12 protein-coding genes, 3 rRNA genes and 1 pseudogene are annotated in these 19,357 nt (G+C 69.6%); 2 read left to right on the forward strand and 14 right to left on the reverse strand.

All coding sequences use genetic code 11. From position 1 onward, the window contains the following. Nucleotides 1–292: 292 nt before the first annotated feature. The 5 genes from D1J60_RS08420 to D1J60_RS37185 all read right to left on the reverse strand — a co-directional run bounded on the left by D1J60_RS08420 (nucleotide 293) and on the right by D1J60_RS37185 (nucleotide 5,495). The gene (locus tag D1J60_RS08420; protein ID WP_125820691.1) at nucleotides 293–1,417 is read right to left on the reverse strand and encodes a glycosyltransferase family 4 protein; all 1,125 of its coding nucleotides are present in this window, start codon (nucleotides 1,415–1,417) and stop codon (nucleotides 293–295) included. A 147-nt stretch (nucleotides 1,418–1,564) separates the two neighbouring features. After that, nucleotides 1,565–3,283, reverse strand: a complete 1,719-nt coding sequence (gene recN / locus D1J60_RS08425) for a DNA repair protein RecN (RefSeq protein ID WP_125823925.1) — start codon at nucleotides 3,281–3,283, stop codon at nucleotides 1,565–1,567. A gap of 103 nt (nucleotides 3,284–3,386) precedes the next feature. Next, nucleotides 3,387–4,289 (reverse strand): NAD kinase, encoded by a 903-nt coding sequence (locus D1J60_RS08430; protein ID WP_125820692.1) that lies wholly within the window; start codon nucleotides 4,287–4,289, stop codon nucleotides 3,387–3,389. 74 nt (nucleotides 4,290–4,363) lie between these two features. Beyond that, entirely contained in the window at nucleotides 4,364–5,179 is an 816-nt protein-coding gene (locus D1J60_RS08435) for a TlyA family RNA methyltransferase (RefSeq protein WP_125820693.1), read from the reverse strand. A gap of 7 nt (nucleotides 5,180–5,186) precedes the next feature. Continuing rightward, nucleotides 5,187–5,495 (reverse strand): hypothetical protein, encoded by a 309-nt coding sequence (locus tag D1J60_RS37185; protein WP_164720861.1) that lies wholly within the window; start codon nucleotides 5,493–5,495, stop codon nucleotides 5,187–5,189. Nucleotides 5,496–5,560: 65 nt separating this feature from the next. Here D1J60_RS37185 and D1J60_RS08445 point away from each other — a divergent pair, with 65 nt between their 5' ends. Next, nucleotides 5,561–5,908 (forward strand): SCP2 sterol-binding domain-containing protein, encoded by a 348-nt coding sequence (locus D1J60_RS08445; protein ID WP_125602956.1) that lies wholly within the window; start codon nucleotides 5,561–5,563, stop codon nucleotides 5,906–5,908. 13 nt (nucleotides 5,909–5,921) lie between these two features. On the opposite strand, the gene D1J60_RS08450 is transcribed toward D1J60_RS08445, so the two are convergent. The 4 genes from D1J60_RS08450 to D1J60_RS08465 form a co-directional block, all read right to left on the reverse strand. Continuing rightward, on the reverse strand, nucleotides 5,922–6,758 hold the full coding sequence (locus tag D1J60_RS08450) for an ABC transporter ATP-binding protein (protein ID WP_125820694.1): 837 nt from the start codon (nucleotides 6,756–6,758) through the stop codon (nucleotides 5,922–5,924). Continuing rightward, the gene (locus tag D1J60_RS08455; protein WP_125823927.1) at nucleotides 6,755–7,774 is read right to left on the reverse strand and encodes an iron chelate uptake ABC transporter family permease subunit; all 1,020 of its coding nucleotides are present in this window, start codon (nucleotides 7,772–7,774) and stop codon (nucleotides 6,755–6,757) included. Before D1J60_RS08455 ends, D1J60_RS08450 begins: the two co-directional genes overlap by 4 nt. 80 nt (nucleotides 7,775–7,854) lie before the next feature. Then, nucleotides 7,855–8,901, reverse strand: a complete 1,047-nt coding sequence (locus D1J60_RS08460; RefSeq protein ID WP_125820695.1) for an iron chelate uptake ABC transporter family permease subunit — start codon at nucleotides 8,899–8,901, stop codon at nucleotides 7,855–7,857. Between the two features lie 137 nt (nucleotides 8,902–9,038). Next, complete coding sequence (locus tag D1J60_RS08465; protein WP_125820696.1) at nucleotides 9,039–10,100, reverse strand: HAD hydrolase-like protein; 1,062 nt, start codon at nucleotides 10,098–10,100, stop codon at nucleotides 9,039–9,041. Between the two features lie 134 nt (nucleotides 10,101–10,234). Here D1J60_RS08465 and D1J60_RS08470 point away from each other — a divergent pair, with 134 nt between their 5' ends. Further along, the gene (locus D1J60_RS08470) at nucleotides 10,235–11,506 is read left to right on the forward strand and encodes a DUF1015 domain-containing protein (RefSeq protein ID WP_125820697.1); all 1,272 of its coding nucleotides are present in this window, start codon (nucleotides 10,235–10,237) and stop codon (nucleotides 11,504–11,506) included. Between the two features lie 85 nt (nucleotides 11,507–11,591). On the opposite strand, the gene D1J60_RS37675 is transcribed toward D1J60_RS08470, so the two are convergent. The 5 genes and pseudogenes from D1J60_RS37675 to D1J60_RS08495 all read right to left on the reverse strand — a co-directional run bounded on the left by D1J60_RS37675 (nucleotide 11,592) and on the right by D1J60_RS08495 (nucleotide 19,133). Then, nucleotides 11,592–12,431, reverse strand: a complete 840-nt coding sequence (locus tag D1J60_RS37675) for a tetratricopeptide repeat protein (protein WP_206436502.1) — start codon at nucleotides 12,429–12,431, stop codon at nucleotides 11,592–11,594. A 720-nt stretch (nucleotides 12,432–13,151) separates the two neighbouring features. Further along, nucleotides 13,152–13,793, reverse strand: a pseudogene (locus tag D1J60_RS38610) (RNA helicase); the annotation flags it as partial. Nucleotides 13,794–13,991: 198 nt separating this feature from the next. Continuing rightward, nucleotides 13,992–14,108: ribosomal RNA gene (gene rrf, locus D1J60_RS08485) — 5S ribosomal RNA — on the reverse strand. 106 nt (nucleotides 14,109–14,214) lie between these two features. Continuing rightward, nucleotides 14,215–17,328: ribosomal RNA gene (locus D1J60_RS08490) — 23S ribosomal RNA — on the reverse strand. Nucleotides 17,329–17,609: 281 nt separating this feature from the next. Further along, a 16S ribosomal RNA gene (locus tag D1J60_RS08495) occupies nucleotides 17,610–19,133 on the reverse strand. Together the 16S, 23S and 5S rRNA genes form the textbook arrangement of a ribosomal RNA operon. Nucleotides 19,134–19,357: the final 224 nt, after the last annotated feature.

The raw sequence follows: 19,357 nt of genomic DNA on the forward strand, positions 1-19,357 counted from the left end.
TCGCCTGGTCCCTGACGCACCCGCTCCTTCAAGGATCGTCCGTCCCGTTTCTTTGGGGGTTTCCCGGCAGTCTTTCGGCTTTCCGGTTCGGGTCGGTCTGTCAAGGGTCGCCGAAGGCGATCACGAAGTGACGCGACGAAGGAGCGCCCTTGACAGGCCGGCCCGAACCGGAAGGACGATGGGACTGACGGGAAGCCCCCAACCATCGATGAGACCGCCCCAGGGGATCCCGCCCCCGGCCCCCGCCCCGCCCCCACCCCTCGAGGGGGAGATAGCGGGCCCGCGCGGCGCCTCACGGGATCGGGCGGTCCATCAGTTCGTCGTAGACCGCCAGGACCTGCGCCACCGTGTCGTCCTCCGACGGCCACGTCGCCGCCTGGGCGCGGCCCGCCACCGCGAGGGCGGCGCGGCGGTCCGGGTCGTCCAGGAGGGCGGCGACCGCACCCGCCAGGGCGCCCGAGTCGCCGTACGGGACCAGGACGGCCGCGTCGCCGACCAGTTCCGGGACCGCGCCGACCTCGGTGGCCACCAGGGCCACCCCCGCGCGCAGGGCCTCCTGCGCCAGCAGGGAGCGGCCCTCCCAGCGGCTGGGGAGGACGGCGACGTCCGCCGCCGCCAGCAGGCGGTCCGCGTCGCGGCGGCGGCCCAGGAGCCGTACCGGGAGGCCCTCCTCCTCGATGCGCCGGGTCAGTTCGGGCCGCAGCGGCCCCTCCCCCGCGATCACCAGCAGCGGCTGCGGCTCCATCACCCGCCACGCCCGTGCCGCGTCCAGCAGGACGGAGTACCCGCGCCGCGCGACCAGGCTGCCGACCGTGATGATCAGCGGGCGTTCCACCGCGCCGAGCTCCGCCCGGGTCTTGCCGGCGTCGGGCAGCGCCGCCGCGGGCGGTACGGCCACCGCCGCCAGCCGCGCGTCCCGCGCCCCGCGCCGCCGCGCGAGGTCGACCTGGTCGGAGGAGGAACCGAGCACCACCGCCGCGGCCCGGGCCACGTGCCGCTCCAGGAGCCGGCTCAGCCGCCCGAGCGCCCCTTCGGGCTCCGGCACGCTGCCGTGCCAGGTCACCACCAGCGGCACCCGCCGCCCCCGCCCGAGGCCGTGGCGCAGCGCCAGGGCGGCCCGCATCCCGGCCCGGATCCCGTGGGCGTGCACCACGTCGGCGCCGGCGCAGGCGGCCCGCAGGGCGCTCACGGCGTCGGGGGTGAACTCGGCCCCGGCGCCGGTGAAGTCGTACTCCCCCTCGGCCGCGACGGGGGCGCACACGGTGACGCGTACGCCCCGCGCCGCCAGTCCCGTCGTCAGGGACCGCACATGGGCGCTGCTGCCCGCGCCCGCACCGCCGAGGACCTGGACGGCACGCAGCGGGGGCCGCCCGTACGGCTGTGCGGGAGGCGGGAAGGAGGCCGGGGAGCTGCTCACGGGCCGTAGCTCCAGGGTGAGGAGTCAGAGACGTCGCCCAGGATGCCAGTCCGCACGCGCGTTCCGGGACCATACGGGTGCGGATCCCGTACGAGATACCGCAGTGCGCCCCCCAGCCTCACCCACACGGGCTAACGGGTCCGGCGGTCACGCGTCCGCGCGCGCCGCCTCCAGCAGTTCCTCGGCGTGGGCCCGGGCGGTCTGGGAGTCCTCCTGGCCGGCCAGCATCCGCGAGAGTTCCCGGATCCGGTCCTCGCCCTCCAGGACCGTCACGCCGGAGCGGGTCACCGAGCCGTCGACGGTCTTCTCCACCAGCAGCTGGCGGTCCGCGAAGGCCGCCACCTGCGGCAGGTGGGTGACGACGACGACCTGCGCGGACTTGGCGAGCTTCGCGAGCCGCCGACCGATCTCGACGGCCGCCTTGCCGCCGACGCCCGCGTCGACCTCGTCGAAGAGGTACGTGGGCACGGGGGTGGTGCCGGCGAAGACGACCTCGACGGCCAGCATGACGCGGGACAGTTCGCCGCCGGAGGCGCCCTTGGCGATCGGGCGGGGCTGGGCGCCGGGGTGCGGGGCGAGCAGCAGCTCGACCTCGTCCGCGCCCGTGGGCCCGTACGCGACCGGCCGCCCGTCGACCTCGACGCCCTCGGCGTCCTCGGTCTGGCGGATGTCGATGGTCACCCGGGCGTGCGGCATGGCCAGGGAGGCCAGCTCGGCGGTGACCGCGGCGGCGAAGCGTTCGGCGGCCTCCGTCCGGGCGTCCGTCAGGGCCTGCGCCAGCAGCGACAGCTCCTCGCGCAGGGCGTCCCGCTCGGCGGTGAGTTCGGTGATCCGCTCGTCGTCGCCGTCGAGTTCCAGCAGCCGTGCCGAGCCCTTCTGGGCCCAGTCGAGCACCGCGTCGACGGACTCGCCGTACTTGCGGGTCAGCTGGGTCAGGGCGGCCCGGCGCTCCTCGACCGCGGCCAGCCGCAGGGGATCGGCGTCCAGGTCGTCGGCGTACCCGGCGAGTTCCCCGGCGACGTCGGCGAGCAGGATGCCCAGCTCCCCGATCCGGTCGGCGAGCCCGCCGAGCACCGGGTCGTGGGAGCGTACGGACTCCAGCGCGCGGTGGGCGCCGGCGACGAGGGTGTTGGCGTCGACGCCCTCGGGGTCCTCGACGTCGCCGGCCAGCGCCCCGTGCGCGGCCTGCGCGGCGGACGCCAGGGATTCGGCGTGGCCGAGCCGTTCGGCCTCGGCCGCGAGCTCGGCGTCCTCGCCGGGCAGCGGTTCGACGGCGGCGATCTCGTCCAGCCCGAAGCGCAGCAGGTCCGCCTCCTGCGCCCGTTCGCGGGCGCGGGTGGTGATGGCGTCCAGCTCGGCGGTGGCGGCGCGCAGCCGGCGGTACGCGCCGGCGTACTTCTCCAGGGGGACGGCGACGGCGTCGCCCGCGTACCGGTCGAGGGCCTGGCGCTGGCGGGCCGGGCGCAGCAGGCCCTGCTGGTCGGTCTGGCCGTGGACGGCGACGAGTTCGTCGGCGAGTTCGGACAGGAGGCCGACGGGCACGGAGCGGCCGCCTACGTGGGCGCGGGAGCGCCCCTCGGCGGACACGGTCCGGCTGATCAGCAGGGCGCCCTCGTCGAGCTCGGCCCCGGCCTCCTCGGCGCGTACGGCGGCGGGTGCGTCCGGGGGCATGACGACGCGGCCCTCGACCACGGCGGCCTTGGCCCCGATCCGTACGAGGGCCGGGTCGGCGCGGCCGCCGAGCAGCAGCCCGAGGCTGGTGACGACCATCGTCTTGCCCGCGCCGGTCTCGCCGGTCACCGCGGTGAAACCGGGCGACAGCTCGACCACCGCGTCGTCGATGACCCCGAGCGACCGTATCCGCATCTCCTCAAGCACGGGACGACCATACCGAGGTTTCACGGGTGCCATGTGACCTCACCCGCCCGAAGCCTCTCGCACGAATGTGCTATTAGCGGTTCCGGGTGCCCTAGTGCGGGGCTCCGCGCCAGCCCGAGACCGGCAGGGCGAACTTCGCCACCAGCCGGTCCGTGAACGACGCGTGGTGCAGCCGGGCGAGCCGCACCGGCACCGTCCCCCGGCGCACCTCCACGCGCGCGCCGGCGGGCAGCTCCAGCGTCCTGCGCCCGTCGCACCACAGGGCACCGTGCGGGGTCCCGTTCTGCACCTCCACCGCCAGCACCGACGTCGGCGAGGTCACCAGCGGCTTCGCGAACAGCGCGTGGGCGCTGATCGGCACCATCAGCAGCGCCTCCACCTCCGGCCAGACCACCGGCCCGCCCGCGGAGAACGCGTACGCCGTGGAACCCGTCGGCGTCGCGCAGACGATCCCGTCGCAGCCGAAGCCCGTCACCGGGCGCCCGTCGATCTCCAGGACCACCTCCAGCATCCGCTCGGCGGACACCTTCTGGACGGCGGCCTCGTTCAGCGCCCAGTCCCGGTGCACGATGTCGCCGTTGGTCCGTACGAGGACGTCGAGGGTCATCCGCTCCTCGACCTCGTACGACCGGGTCACCACCCGGTCCACGACCTTGTCCAGGTCGTCGCGCTCGGCCTCGGCGAGGAACCCCACCCGGCCCAGGTTGACGCCCAGCATCGGCACCCCCGACCCGCGCGCGAACTCCGCCCCGCGCAGCAGGGTCCCGTCCCCGCCCAGCACGATCAGCAGCTCGCACCCGCCGAGCACCTTGGGCGTGCACTCCGGTACGAGCTCCACCTCGGGCGGCAGCGGCAGGTCCCGCGCCTCGTCCTCCAGGACCCGCACCCCGATCCCCGACTTCAGCAGCCCCTGCACCACCAGTTCGGCGCTGCGGATCGCCGCGGGCCGGCCGGTGTGCGCGACCAGGAAGACGGTCCTCGGCCCCGCCTGCACGACGGCCTCCCCCGGGCCCGCCCCCTCCGATTCCACCCGACGTGCTGAACCTGCTGAACCTGCTGACACATCCGTCACTGCGGCCCCTCCGCCACTGCACGATCGACATCCCCCGGGTCGAGTGCCGGTGCCCCCGCCCGAAGCCACAGAAAGTACTCGACGTTCCCCGACGGCCCCGGCAGCGGGCTCGCCGTCACACCGAGCACACCCAGCCCCAGCTTCCAGGCCTGCGCCGCGACGTCCTTCACGGCCTCGGCCCGCAGCTCGGCGCTGCGCACCACGCCCCCGCTGCCCAGGCGCTCCTTGCCCACCTCGAACTGCGGCTTCACCATCAGCACCAGGTCGGCGTCCGGCGCCGTGCACCGCACCAGCGCGGGCAGCACCAGGCCGATGGAGATGAAGGACAGGTCCCCCACGACCAGGTCGACCGGCACGCCGTCGATCAGCTCCGGCGTCAGCTCGCGCACGTTCGTACGGTCCTTGACGGTGACCCGCTCGTCGCTCTGCAGCGACCAGGCCAGCTGCCCGTAGCCGACGTCTACGGCGACCACGTGGGCCACGCCCGCGCGCAGCAGCACGTCGGTGAACCCGCCCGTCGAGGCGCCCGCGTCCAGCGCCCGGCGGCCCTCGACCGCCAGCCCCAGCGGCCGGAACGCCGCGAGCGCGCCGGCCAGCTTGTGGCCGCCCCGGGAGACGTAGTCGGGGTCGCTGTCGTCCTTGAGGACGACGAGCGCCGCGCTGGTCTCGACCTGGGTGGCCGGTTTGGTGGCGGTGGTACCGCCCACGGTGACCCGGCCCGCGGCGATCAGCTGGGCCGCGTGCTCGCGCGAGCGGGCCATGCTGCGGCGTACCAGTTCGGCGTCCAGGCGGCGGCGTGCCACTCCTGCCACGTTCGGTTCAGCTCCTGTTTTCGTAAGGTCCGGGGACGGGCGTCGCGTCCAGCGCGTCCAGCGCCTCGCGCAGTCCCCTGTGCACATCCTCGTACACCTCGACGTGCCCGTCCGCCGCCAGGTCGTCCGCGTCCGCCAGCCGCTCCAGGTGCGCGTCAACCTCGGCGTGGCCGGTGGGGGTGCGTACGAGGCCCAGCGGAGCGGGCCCGGCGGCCGGCCCGGCCGCCGGCTCGGCGGCGGGGGCCGCGGGCTCGGCGGCGGGGGCCGCGGGCTCCCGGGGGTCGTCCGGAACGCTCCCGGACTGTGCGTCGGTCATGCCACGACGCTACCCCGAAGCGCGGCCGCCACCACCCGCGGCTCTGCGGTACGGTCGTGATCACCATGGCTACGATCCAGGAGTGCCGCACGGCACTCGACCGACTCTCCGACAACCTGGCCGCGGCGGACGGCGACGTCCGCGGCGCCGCCGCCCTCGACCGGTCCCTGAGCTGCCACATCACGGACCTCGACCAGACCTTCTCCGGCCGCCTGGCCGGCGGCCGGATCCGGGTGGACGGGGTCACGCCCGGACCGCCCCGGTCCAAGGCCGAGATCCGGCTGGCGATGACCGGCGACGACCTGGTGGCGATGGTCGCCGGCGAGCTGAAGTTCGCCAAGGCCTGGGCCTCGGGCCGGGTCCGCCTGGAGGCGGGCTTCCGCGACCTCCTCCGCCTCAAGAGCCTGCTGTAGCCCTTGACGCGCCTCAGACGGAGGCCCTCGCACGGGCGTGCCGCGCGGCCGGGACCACCAGCGGCGTACCGGTCTCCGGGTCGTCGATGACCTGGCAGCGCACCCCGAACACCTCCTCCACCAGCCCGGCGGTGACCACCTCGGCCGGCGGGCCCTCGGCGACGACCACGCCCCCGCGCAGGGCGATCAGGTGCGTGGCGTAGCGCGCCGCGTGGTTGAGGTCGTGCAGCACCGCGACCAGGGTCCGGCCCTGGCTCTCGTGGAGTTCCGCGCACAGGTCGAGCACGTCCAGCTGGTGCTGGATGTCCAGGTAGGTCGTCGGCTCGTCCAGCAGCAGCAGCGGCGTCTGCTGGGCCAGGGCCATCGCGATCCACACCCGCTGGCGCTGGCCGCCCGACAGCTCGTCCACGGCCCGGTCGGCGAGCTCGGCGACGCCGGTCGAGGTCATCGACTCGACGACGATCCGCTCGTCCTCCGCAGACCACTGGCGCAGCAGCCCCTGGTGCGGGTAGCGCCCCCGCGAGACCAGGTCGGCGACCGTGATGCCGTCCGGGGCGACCGAGGACTGCGGGAGCAGCCCCAGCGTCTTCGCGACCTTCTTCGCCGGCAGCGAGGAGATCGCCTGCCCGTCGAGCAGCACCCGCCCGGCCGCCGGCTTCAGCATCCGCGACAGGGCCCGCAGCAGCGTGGACTTGCCGCAGGCGTTGGGGCCCACGATCACCGTGAAGGAGTTGTCGGGGATCTCCACCGACAGGTCCTCCGCGATGACCCGCTGGTCGTAGCCGAGGGTCACGTTCTCCGCGCTCAGCCTCTGCACTTGCCCACTCCTCGTTTCGACCCGCTCGTTCATATACGTCCCGCCTTGCGCTCGGTGACGAGCAGCCAGAGCAGGTAGACACCGCCGACCAGCCCCGTGACCACGCCCACCGGCAGCTGGTCGGAGCCGAAGGCCCGCTGCGAGGCCAGGTCCGAGGCCAGCAGCAGCACGGCGCCCATCAGCGCGCCGGTCACCAGGTTCGACCCGGGTGACCGCGACAGCCGCCGGGCCAGCTGCGGCGCGGCCAGCGCGACGAAGCTGATCGGACCGGCCGCGGCGGCGGCCGCGGTGGTCAGCAGGACCGCCGCCAGCATCAGCAGCATCCGGGTCCGCTCCACGGGCACGCCCAGCGCGTACGCGGCGTCGTCACCCATCTCGATCATCCGCAGCGCCCGGCTCTGCCCGAGGACCAGCGGGAACAGCACCGCGCAGACCGCCAGCAGCGGCCACACCTGCGCCCAGTCCCGCCCGGCCAGCGAACCGGTCAGCCACACCATCGCCCGCGTGGCCTCGACGATCTGCGCCCTGGCGATCAGGTACTGGATGAGCGCCACGAGGACGGCGGACGCCCCGATGCCGACGAGCACCAGCCGGTAGCCGTGGATCCCCTGTTTGTACGCGAGGAGGTAGATGACCGCGCCGGTCACCAGGCCGCCGACGACCGCGCCCAGCGCGACCTCGGTGGCGCCGCCCTTGAACAGGACGATGACGACGAGCGCGCCGACGGCCGACCCGTACCCGAAGCCGAGCATGTCCGGGGAGCCGAGCGGATTGCGCGAGACGGACTGGAAGACCGCCCCGGACATCCCGAAGGCCGTGCCCACCAGCACCGCGACCAGGACCCGCGGCAGCCGCAGGTCGTTGACGATGAAGTCGTCGGCCGGCGTCCCGTTGCCGAGCAGGGTCTGCACGACGTCCCAGGGCGCGATCTCGAAGTCGCCGGTTCCGATCAGCACGACGGCCAGCACCAGCGTCGCCGCGGCCAGCAGCAGGCCGGTCGCCAGCGCCCGCGGCTCGACCCGCAGCGAGGTGCCGCCGGGTCCGCGCAGGGCCCGGAGCCGCGCGACCGGGGCGGCGGGCTTCGGTGCGGCCGGGTCCGCGGTCGGGTTCGCGTCGGCGGGGGTCGCGGTCACAGCTGGGCCATCCTCTTGCGCCGAACCAGGTGGATGAAGACGGGGCCGCCGATGAGCGCCGTCACGATGCCGACCTGGAGCTCGGACGGCCGCGTGACGACCCGTCCGATCACGTCGGCGCCGAGCAGCAGCACGGGCGACAGGACGGCCGAGTACGCGAGCACCCAGCGCATGTCGGGCCCGGTCACCAGGCGGGCCAGGTGCGGGATCATCAGCCCGATGAAGATGATCGGCCCGCACGCGGCCGTCGCGGCCCCGCAGAGCAGGGTGATGGCGGCCATCGCCAGGATCCGGGTCCGCGTCAGGTGCGCGCCGAGCGCCCGCGCGGTGTCGTCGCCCATCGCCATCGCGTTGAGGGGGCGGCCCAGCGTCAGCGCGAGCACGGCGCCGGCCAGCAGGAAGGGGGCCACCTGCCGGACGGTGTCCATATTGGCCGAGGCCAGCGAGCCCACCGTCCAGAAGCGCAGCTTGTCCAGCGCCTTGGTGTCCGTCAGCTGCACGGCGTTGATGTAGCCGACGAGGGCCGCGCTGGCCGCCGTACCGGCGAGCGCCAGGCGCACCGGGGTCGCGCTGCGGCTGCCGCCGAGGACGTAGACGACGACCGAGACGACCGCGGCACCGAGGAAGGCCCACCAGATGAACTCGTTCAGCGTGGCGGCCCCGAGGAAGCTGATGGCCGAGACGACGGCCGCCGCGGCGCCCGCGTTCACCCCGAGGATGCCGGGCTCGGCCAGCGGGTTGCGGGTCAGCGCCTGCATCACCGCGCCGGACAGGCCGAGCCCGAGCCCGACCAGCAGCCCGAGGACCGTGCGCGGGACCCGCAGGTCCCGTACGACCACGTCGTTCGTGCTGCCGGAGTAGTGGAACAGGCCGTGCCAGACCTCGTCGAGCGGTATCGGCTTGGCGCCCACGGCGATGCTCGCCACCGCGACCAGGGCCAGCACGGCGAGGGCGATCAGCAGGCCGGCCACGCGCGCCGCGTGCCGCGGGCGGGCCGCGGGCGGCGGCGCGCCCTGCTCGGTTCGGGGGGGACTCTCAGCCAACACGAAGGTTAGGTTAGCCTACCCTGCACCATTTCCGATCACCCGGACGGCCGACCCCGCGAGCCCGAACCCGCCGCGCCCGCCGAGCCGCCGAGCCCGCCGAGCCGCCGAACCCGCGCCCGCCGAGCCCGCCGCGCTCAGAACCCCAGCTTCGCCAGGGCCTTCTCCACGTCGCCCCCGTACACCCCGTCCCCGGCCCGCGACCAGGCCGCCGCACACAGCGCCCGCAGCCCGTCGACCGGATCGCCCGGATCGCCCGCACCCCCGGCACCGCCCGCCGGCTCCACGTCCAGGCCGCCGTCCACGTGCACCGCGGTCCAGCCGCCGCACCGCCGCCCACCCGCGGGCTGCTCCACCACCTCCGGCTGACCGGTCAGCAGCCCCCGCAGGTCCCGGTCCACATAGGTCGGCCGGTGCCTCGGCTCGGCCCGCAGCAGCTGCACCGCGTCCGTCACCCCGGTCAGCACCAGCAGCGAGTCCACGTCCCCGTTGAACGCGCCCTCGATGTCGGTGTCCAGCCGGTCCCCCACCACCAGCGGCCGCTCCGCCCCGGTCCGCAGCACCGTCTCCCGGTGCATCGGCGGCAGCGGCTTCCCCGCCACCTGCGGCTCCGCGCCCGTGGCGATCCGTACGACCTCCACGGCCGCCCCGTTGCCCGGCGCGATGCCCCGCGCACCCGGAATCGTCAGGTCGGTGTTCGACGCGAACCACGGCACCCCGCGGTTGACCGCGTACGCGGCCTCCGCGAACCGCCCCCACGCCAGGTCCGGGCCGCCGTACCCCTGCACCACCGCCGCCAGCCCCTCCTCGTCGGCGGACTCCACCGGCACCAGCCCGCGCTCGCGCAGCGCCACCCGCAGCCCCTCGCCGCCGACCACCAGCACCTTCGACCCCGGCTCCACCTGGTCCGCGATCAGCCGGGCCACCGCCTGCGCCGAGGTGATCACCTCACCCGCCTCGGTGGGGATCCCCAGCTCCGTCAGGTGCTCCGCGACCGCGTCCGGGGTCCGCAGCGCGTTGTTGGTGACGTACGCCAGGTGCATCCCGCCCTCCCGGGCCACGGCCAGGGACTCCACCGCGTGCGCGATGGCGTGCCCGCCCGCGTACACCACCCCGTCCAGGTCCAGCAGTGCCGTGTCGTACGCCTGGTGCAGACTCCGCTCACTGCCCGCGGGGCCGGTCCTGCTCTGCCGGGTCATCTGGCCACTCCTCCTGAACCGTTCCAACGCCGCTCGAGACATCGGGATTCTTACGATCGATCTTGTCCGATTTTGCGCTACCCCGTGACTGCCCCGCTCATCCCGCATCGCGAGACGGGTCTTACCATGCACCAATGACCACACCTGGCAACGCGGAGCACGGGCTGCGCCTGATCCCCTTCAACGGACTGAGGTACGTCCCGGAGCGCGTCGGCAGCCTGGCGGCAGTGACCTCGCCGCCGTACGACGTGGTCGTACGCCCCGACGGAGTCGACTACCTCGAGTCCGCCGACCCGCACAACATCGTCCGGCTGATCCTGCCGCAGGCCGGAACCCCGGCCGCACGCAACGAGCAGGCCGCCCGCACCCTGCACGACTGGCTCGCCGAGGGCGTCCTCAGCGCCGACCCGCGGCCCGCGCTCTACGTGTACGAGCAGCGCAAGCCCGGCCTCCTCCAGCGCGGCGTCATCGGCGCCCTGGCCCTCTCCCCCGCCGAGGCGGGCGTGGTCCTGCCGCACGAGGACGTCATGCCGGACGTGGTCACCGACCGGGCGGGCCTGATGCGCGCCACCTCGGCCAACCTGGAGCCCCTCCTCCTCACCTACCGGGGCGACGGCCCCGGCACCGGAGCGGCCGGCGTCGTGGAGGAGACCGCCGCGCGCGAGCCGCTGCTGTCCACCGTCACCGAGGACGGCTTCCGCCACAGCCTCTGGGCCATCACCGACCCGGACGAACTGGCCGTCGTCACCGCCGACCTCGCCCACCGCCAGGCCCTCATCGCCGACGGCCACCACCGCTGGGCGACGTACCTGCGCCTCCAGGAGGAGCACGGCCCCGCCACCCCCTGGGACTTCGGCCTGGTCCTCCTCGTCGACACCGCCCGCTACCCGCTCCAGGTCCGGGCCATCCACCGGATGCTGCGCCGGCTCCCCCTCTCCGAGGCACTGGCCAAGGTCGAGGGCTCCTTCCGGGTCCGCCCCGTCGAGGGCCCGCTGCCGCTGGCCCTGGAGGCCCTCGCGGACGCCTCGGAGCGCGGCAACGCCTTCCTCCTCACCGGTGACGGCTCCTACCACCTGGTCACCGACCCGGATCCGGCCCTCATCGAGCGCACCGTCCGGCCGGACCGCCCCGAGGCCTGGCGCCGGCTGGACGCGACCGTGCTGCACGCTTCCCTGCTCGACGCCCTGTGGCAGATCCCGGACGCCCCCGAGCACATCTCGTACATCCACGACGCCGCCGCGACCGTCGCGATGGCCGAGCGGCACGGCGGCACCGCGGTCCTCCTGCACCCCGTACGGGAGGAGGTCGTCCGGGACCTGGCCCGGCAGGGCGTCACGATGCCCCGCAAGTCCACCTCGTTCGGCCCGAAGCCGGCCACCGGCCTGGTGCTCCGCAGCCTGGGCTGACGGCCCCGCCGGGCGTCCCGGAACGACGGAAGGGCGGCACCCCCGAGGGGGTGCCGCCCTTCTTCTCGTCGTCCGAGCGCCGCGGTTACGCCTTGCCGCGCTCGTCGTCCTCGACGACCACGAGCTCGTCCGCCAGGTCGACGTCGGCGTCGTCGGCGGGCTCGTACTCCTCGTCGTCCTCGTCGTAGTACTCGGCCTGGTCGGCGGCGCGCTCGGCGGCGGCAACCTCGGCCGGGTCCTCGTCCTCGTCGTCCTCGTCGTCGAGGTCGGCGTCGTCGAGGTCCGCCTCGGCCGCGGCGGCGTCCACGAACTCCACGCCGTCGATCTCGGCGAGCCGGTCGGAGGCGTCGGTCGCGCCGTCCTTGTCGGCCTCGAGGGTCTTGGCGAACCACTCGCGGGCCTCGTCCTCACGGCCCGCCGCGAGGAGGGCGTCGGCGTAGGCGTACCGCAGGCGCGCGGTCCACGGCTGCACGGAGCTGGAGGCCAGCTCGGGGCTCTGCAGGGTCACGATGGCGGCGTCGATTTCGCCCATGTCCCGGCGGGCACCGGCCGCGACGAGACGCATCTCGACCTGGCCGGCCTTGTCCAGCTTCTGCACCTCGGGCTCGCCGGCCATAGCCAGGGCCCGCTCCGGACGGCCCAGGCCGCGCTCGCAGTCGGCCATGACGGGCCACAGCTCGACGGAACCGGTCATCCGCTTGGCGGCACGGAACTCGGCGAGCGCCTCGCTGTACTTCTGCGTCGCGTACGCGGCGAAGCCGGCGGCCTCGCGCACGGCGGCGACGCGGGAGGCCAGCCGCAGGGCGATGCGGGAGTACGCGTACGCCTGCTCGGGGTCCTCGTCGATCAGCCGGGCGACCATGACCAGGTTCCGCGAGACCTCCTCGGCCAGCCCCTTGGGCAGGCTCAGGAGCTCCTGGCGCACATCGGCGTCGATCTCGTTGCCGGTGACGTCGTCGTCGATCGGAAGCCGCTTGACCGGGTCGCGGTCGGAGCGGAAGTCGCGGTCACCGCGGTCGTCACGGCGGAAGCCGCCACGGTCGCCACCACGGTCATCGCGGCCACCACGGTACCCACCACGGTCGCCCCGGTCATCGCGACGGAAGCCGCCACGGTCGCCGCCGCGGTCGTCACGACGGGGGTACGAGGGACGGTCCCCACCACGGGACCCACCGCGCTCGTCGTCGCGACGCGGGTACGAGGGGCGCTCGCCCCGGTCGTCGCGACGGAAGGACGGACGGTCCCCGCCACGGTCGTCGCGGCGCGGGTACGAGGGACGGTCGCCGCCACGGTCGTCACGACCGCCGCGGAAGCCCCCACGGTCGTCATCACGACGCGGGTACGAGGGACGGTCCCCCCGGTCGTCACGGCGGGGGTACGAGGGACGGTCCCCGCCGCGGTCGTCGCGGCGCGGGTACGAGGGACGGTCGCCGCCACGGTCGTCACGACCGCCGCGGAAGCCACCACGGTCGTCGTCACGACGCGGGTAGGACGGACGCCCACCACGGTCGTCATCACGACGCGGGTACGAGGGACGCTCGCCCCGGTCGTCACGGCGGAAGGACGGACGGTCCCCGCCGCGGTCGTCGCGGCGCGGGTAGGACGGGCGGTCGCCGCCACGGTCGTCACGACCGCCGCGGAAGCCACCACGGTCGTCATCACGACGCGGGTACGACGGACGGTCGCCACCACGGTCGTCACGACGCGGGTAGGACGGACGGTCGCCACCGCCGGCGGGACGCCCGCCGCGGTCGTCACGGCGGAAGGACGGACGGTCCCCGCCGCGGTCGTCGCGGCGCGGGTACGAGGGACGGTCGCCGCCACGGTCGTCACGACCGCCACGGAAGCCACCACGGTCGTCATCACGACGCGGGTACGAGGGACGCTCGCCACCACGGTCGTCACGACGCGGGTACGAGGGGCGGTCCCCCCGGTCGTCACGACGGAACGACGGACGGTCCCCACCACGGTCATCGCGGCGCGGGAAGGACGGACGGTCCCCACCACGGTCGTCACGACGCGGGTAGGACGGGCGGTCGCCGCCACGGTCGTCACGACCGCCGCGGAAGCCACCACGGTCGTCATCACGACGCGGGTACGACGGACGGTCGCCACCACGGTCGTCACGACGCGGGTAGGACGGACGGTCGCCACCGCCGGCGGGACGTCCACCACGGTCGTCACGACGGAAGCCGCCACCGGCGGGCCGGCCGCCGCGGTCGTCGCGACGGAAGCCACCGCGGTCACCGCCGCGGTCGTCACGGCCCCCTCGGTAGCCGCCCCTGTCACCGCCGTCGCTGCGCCGAGGCTCGCGCTCCGGACGATCGTCGGAGTAGTTGGACATGGGTGTGACTCCTGTCTTCGGGGTACCGCTAGTCATTCTCGCGCAGCCAGCCCATGGCCGCGCTTCGACGTAAAGATGGGAAAAACAAAAAGGACCCTTGGTCCAGCGTTGAACGCTGGACCAAGGGTCCTTTGAAAGATTGTTCGGCGGCGTCCTACTCTCCCACAGGGTCCCCCCTGCAGTACCATCGGCGCTGAAAGGCTTAGCTTCCGGGTTCGGAATGTAACCGGGCGTTTCCCTAACGCTATGACCACCGAAACCCTATCGGTTTCGAGCGAACAAGCACACTCTGTAGTTGTGTTCCAGCTCTAGAAACCAGCAACCGTTCGTTGCTTCAGAACTAACACAGTGGACGCGAGCAACTGAGGACAAGCCCTCGGCCTATTAGTACCAGTCAGCTCCACCCGTTACCGGGCTTCCACATCTGGCCTATCAACCCAGTCGTCTACTGGGAGCCTTACCCTCTCAAGGAGGTGGGAATACTCATCTTGAAGCAGGCTTCCCGCTTAGATGCTTTCAGCGGTTATCCCTCCCGAACGTAGCCAACCAGCCATGCCCTTGGCAGGACAACTGGCACACCAGAGGTTCGTCCGTCCCGGTCCTCTCGTACTAGGGACAGCCCTTCTCAATATTCCTACGCGCACAGCGGATAGGGACCGAACTGTCTCACGACGTTCTAAACCCAGCTCGCGTACCGCTTTAATGGGCGAACAGCCCAACCCTTGGGACCGACTCCAGCCCCAGGATGCGACGAGCCGACATCGAGGTGCCAAACCATCCCGTCGATATGGACTCTTGGGGAAGATCAGCCTGTTATCCCCGGGGTACCTTTTATCCGTTGAGCGACGGCGCTTCCACAAGCCACCGCCGGATCACTAGTCCCGACTTTCGTCCCTGCTCGACCCGTCGGTCTCACAGTCAAGCTCCCTTGTGCACTTACACTCAACACCTGATTGCCAACCAGGCTGAGGGAACCTTTGGGCGCCTCCGTTACCCTTTGGGAGGCAACCGCCCCAGTTAAACTACCCATCAGACACTGTCCCTGATCCGGATCACGGACCGAGGTTAGACATCCAGCACGACCAGAGTGGTATTTCAACGGCGACTCCACAACCACTGGCGTGGCTGCTTCAAAGTCTCCCACCTATCCTACACAAGCCGAACCGAACACCAATATCAAACTGTAGTAAAGGTCCCGGGGTCTTTCCGTCCTGCTGCGCGAAACGAGCATCTTTACTCGTAGTGCAATTTCACCGGGCCTATGGTTGAGACAGTCGAGAAGTCGTTACGCCATTCGTGCAGGTCGGAACTTACCCGACAAGGAATTTCGCTACCTTAGGATGGTTATAGTTACCACCGCCGTTTACTGGCGCTTAAGTTCTCAGCTTCGCAACCCCGAAAGGTCACTAACCGGTCCCCTTAACGTTCCAGCACCGGGCAGGCGTCAGTCCGTATACATCGCCTTACGGCTTCGCACGGACCTGTGTTTTTAGTAAACAGTCGCTTCTCGCTGGTCTCTGCGGCCACCCCCAGCTCAGAGAGCAAGTCTCATCACCAGGAATGGCCCCCCTTCTCCCGAAGTTACGGGGGCATTTTGCCGAGTTCCTTAACCATAGTTCACCCGAACGCCTCGGTATTCTCTACCTGACCACCTGAGTCGGTTTAGGGTACGGGCCGCCATGAAACTCGCTAGAGGCTTTTCTCGACAGCATAGGATCATCCACTTCACCACAATCGGCTCGGCATCAGGTCTCAGCCTTAACGTGTGACGGATTTGCCTACCACACGGCCTACACCCTTACCCCGGGACAACCACCGCCCGGGCTGGACTACCTTCCTGCGTCACCCCATCGCTTACCTACTACCACCTTGGATCGCCGGCTCCACCACTTTCCATTCCCGAAGGGTCCGGAACGGCTTCACGGGCTTAGCATCAGAGGATTCGATATTGGGCGTTTCAAAGCGGGTACCGGAATATCAACCGGTTGTCCATCGACTACGCCTGTCGGCCTCGCCTTAGGCCCCGACTTACCCTGGGCAGATCAGCTTGACCCAGGAACCCTTAGTCAATCGGCGCACACGTTTCTCACGTGTGTATCGCTACTCATGCCTGCATTCTCACTCGTGAACCGTCCACAACTAGCTTCCGCTGCTGCTTCACCCGGCACACGACGCTCCCCTACCCATCACAGCGGGCGTTGGCCCTATTGCTGCAATGACACGACTTCGGCGGTACGCTTGAGCCCCGCTACATTGTCGGCGCGGAATCACTTGACCAGTGAGCTATTACGCACTCTTTCAAGGGTGGCTGCTTCTAAGCCAACCTCCTGGTTGTCTCTGCGACTCCACATCCTTTCCCACTTAGCGTACGCTTAGGGGCCTTAGTCGATGCTCTGGGCTGTTTCCCTCTCGACCATGGAGCTTATCCCCCACAGTCTCACTGCCGTGCTCTCACTTACCGGCATTCGGAGTTTGGCTAAGGTCAGTAACCCGGTAGGGCCCATCGCCTATCCAGTGCTCTACCTCCGGCAAGAAACACACGACGCTGCACCTAAATGCATTTCGGGGAGAACCAGCTATCACGGAGTTTGATTGGCCTTTCACCCCTAACCACAGGTCATCCCCCAGGTTTTCAACCCTGGTGGGTTCGGTCCTCCACGAAGTCTTACCTCCGCTTCAACCTGCCCATGGCTAGATCACTCCGCTTCGGGTCTAGAGCGTGCAACTCAATCGCCCTATTCGGACTCGCTTTCGCTACGGCTTCCCCACACGGGTTAACCTCGCTACACACCGCTAACTCGCAGGCTCATTCTTCAAAAGGCACGCAGTCACGAGGATCCGAAGATCCCGACGCTCCCACGGCTTGTAGGCACACGGTTTCAGGTACTATTTCACTCCGCTCCCGCGGTACTTTTCACCATTCCCTCACGGTACTATCCGCTATCGGTCACCAGGGAATATTTAGGCTTAGCGGGTGGTCCCGCCAGATTCACACGGGATTTCTCGGGCCCCGTGCTACTTGGGAGATGAGCAAGCAAGCCGTACAGATTTCAGCTACGGGGGTCTTACCCTCTACGCCGGACCTTTCGCATGTCCTTCGCCTATCCATACGGTTTCTGACTCGCCTCACAGCCGGCAGACTGTGAAAGCTCATTCCCACAACCCCGCATGCGCAACCCCTGCCGGGTCTCACACGCATACGGTTTGGCCTCATCCGGTTTCGCTCGCCACTACTCCCGGAATCACGGTTGTTTTCTCTTCCTGAGGGTACTGAGATGTTTCACTTCCCCTCGTTCCCTCCACACTGCCTATGTGTTCAGCAGTGGGTGACAGCCCATGACGACTGCCGGGTTTCCCCATTCGGACACCCCCGGATCAAAGCTCAGTTGGCAGCTCCCCGGGGCCTATCGCGGCCTCTCACGTCCTTCATCGGTTCCTGGTGCCAAGGCATCCACCGTGCGCCCTTAAAAACTTGGCCACAGATGCTCGCGTCCACTGTGTAGTTCTCAAGCAACGACCAGCCACCCATCACCCCACCAGACAAGCTGGCGAGTTCACTGGGGCCGGCGCTGAAGACCAGCCATACGGCCGTGCCTTCAGGACCCAACAACGTGCCAGGCACGATCTCTTTCAGTGACTCACTTTCCACGCCGAAGCAGTACTCGTGATCCATCCAGAAGACCGTGCCAAATAATCAACGTTCCACCCATGAGCTGACCGTGCAGAACGTTTGTCTGCAATCGGTACTGTGCTCCTTAGAAAGGAGGTGATCCAGCCGCACCTTCCGGTACGGCTACCTTGTTACGACTTCGTCCCAATCGCCAGTCCCACCTTCGACAGCTCCCTCCACAAGGGTTGGGCCACCGGCTTCGGGTGTTACCGACTTTCGTGACGTGACGGGCGGTGTGTACAAGGCCCGGGAACGTATTCACCGCAGCAATGCTGATCTGCGATTACTAGCGACTCCGACTTCATGGGGTCGAGTTGCAGACCCCAATCCGAACTGAGACCGGCTTTTTGAGATTCGCTCCACCTCACGGTATCGCAGCTCATTGTACCGGCCATTGTAGCACGTGTGCAGCCCAAGACATAAGGGGCATGATGACTTGACGTCGTCCCCACCTTCCTCCGAGTTGACCCCGGCGGTCTCCTGTGAGTCCCCATCACCCCGAAGGGCATGCTGGCAACACAGGACAAGGGTTGCGCTCGTTGCGGGACTTAACCCAACATCTCACGACACGAGCTGACGACAGCCATGCACCACCTGTATACCGACCACAAGGGGGGCACTATCTCTAATGCTTTCCGGTATATGTCAAGCCTTGGTAAGGTTCTTCGCGTTGCGTCGAATTAAGCCACATGCTCCGCCGCTTGTGCGGGCCCCCGTCAATTCCTTTGAGTTTTAGCCTTGCGGCCGTACTCCCCAGGCGGGGAACTTAATGCGTTAGCTGCGGCACCGACGACGTGGAATGTCGCCAACACCTAGTTCCCAACGTTTACGGCGTGGACTACCAGGGTATCTAATCCTGTTCGCTCCCCACGCTTTCGCTCCTCAGCGTCAGTAATGGCCCAGAGATCCGCCTTCGCCACCGGTGTTCCTCCTGATATCTGCGCATTTCACCGCTACACCAGGAATTCCGATCTCCCCTACCACACTCTAGCTAGCCCGTATCGAATGCAGACCCGAGGTTAAGCCTCGGGCTTTCACATCCGACGTGACAAGCCGCCTACGAGCTCTTTACGCCCAATAATTCCGGACAACGCTTGCGCCCTACGTATTACCGCGGCTGCTGGCACGTAGTTAGCCGGCGCTTCTTCTGCAGGTACCGTCACTTTCGCTTCTTCCCTGCTGAAAGAGGTTTACAACCCGAAGGCCGTCATCCCTCACGCGGCGTCGCTGCATCAGGCTTTCGCCCATTGTGCAATATTCCCCACTGCTGCCTCCCGTAGGAGTCTGGGCCGTGTCTCAGTCCCAGTGTGGCCGGTCGCCCTCTCAGGCCGGCTACCCGTCGTCGCCTTGGTGGGCCATTACCCCACCAACAAGCTGATAGGCCGCGGGCTCATCCTTCACCGCCGGAGCTTTCCACCACAGGAGATGCCTCCCGCAGTCGTATCCGGTATTAGACCCCGTTTCCAGGGCTTGTCCCAGAGTGAAGGGCAGATTGCCCACGTGTTACTCACCCGTTCGCCACTAATCCACCCCGAAGGGCTTCATCGTTCGACTTGCATGTGTTAAGCACGCCGCCAGCGTTCGTCCTGAGCCAGGATCAAACTCTCCATGAATGTTTACCGGTAATCCGGTCCACACCACGAAAGAGCGGGCCAGTCACGGTCGGAATAAGACCGACTGACCACAACGTCCTCGCTGTGTTCGTTGCCTGCAAGCATCACCCGAAGGCGACCTCACAGGTCTTTTTCAAAGGAACCTCATCCACCGGAGTGGACGGGGTATCAACTTCTGGCGTTGATTTTTGGCACGCTGTTGAGTTCTCAAGGAACGGACGCTT

Source organism: Streptomyces sp. W1SF4, from assembly GCF_003950035.1.
GTDB classification, from domain to species: domain Bacteria; phylum Actinomycetota; class Actinomycetes; order Streptomycetales; family Streptomycetaceae; genus Streptomyces; species Streptomyces racemochromogenes.

Bases quoted from the DNA above. Each gene is read 5' to 3' on its own strand.
- recN (WP_125823925.1), bottom strand. From the start codon at position 3,283: ATGCGGATACGGTCGCTCGGGGTCATCGACGACGCGGTGGTCGAGCTG.
- D1J60_RS08465 (WP_125820696.1), bottom strand. From the start codon at position 10,100: ATGACCCGGCAGAGCAGGACCGGCCCCGCGGGCAGTGAGCGGAGTCTG.
- D1J60_RS08450 (WP_125820694.1), bottom strand. From the start codon at position 6,758: ATGAACGAGCGGGTCGAAACGAGGAGTGGGCAAGTGCAGAGGCTGAGC.
- D1J60_RS37185 (WP_164720861.1), bottom strand. From the start codon at position 5,495: ATGACCGACGCACAGTCCGGGAGCGTTCCGGACGACCCCCGGGAGCCC.
- D1J60_RS08445 (WP_125602956.1), top strand. From the start codon at position 5,561: ATGGCTACGATCCAGGAGTGCCGCACGGCACTCGACCGACTCTCCGAC.
- D1J60_RS08470 (WP_125820697.1), top strand. From the start codon at position 10,235: ATGACCACACCTGGCAACGCGGAGCACGGGCTGCGCCTGATCCCCTTC.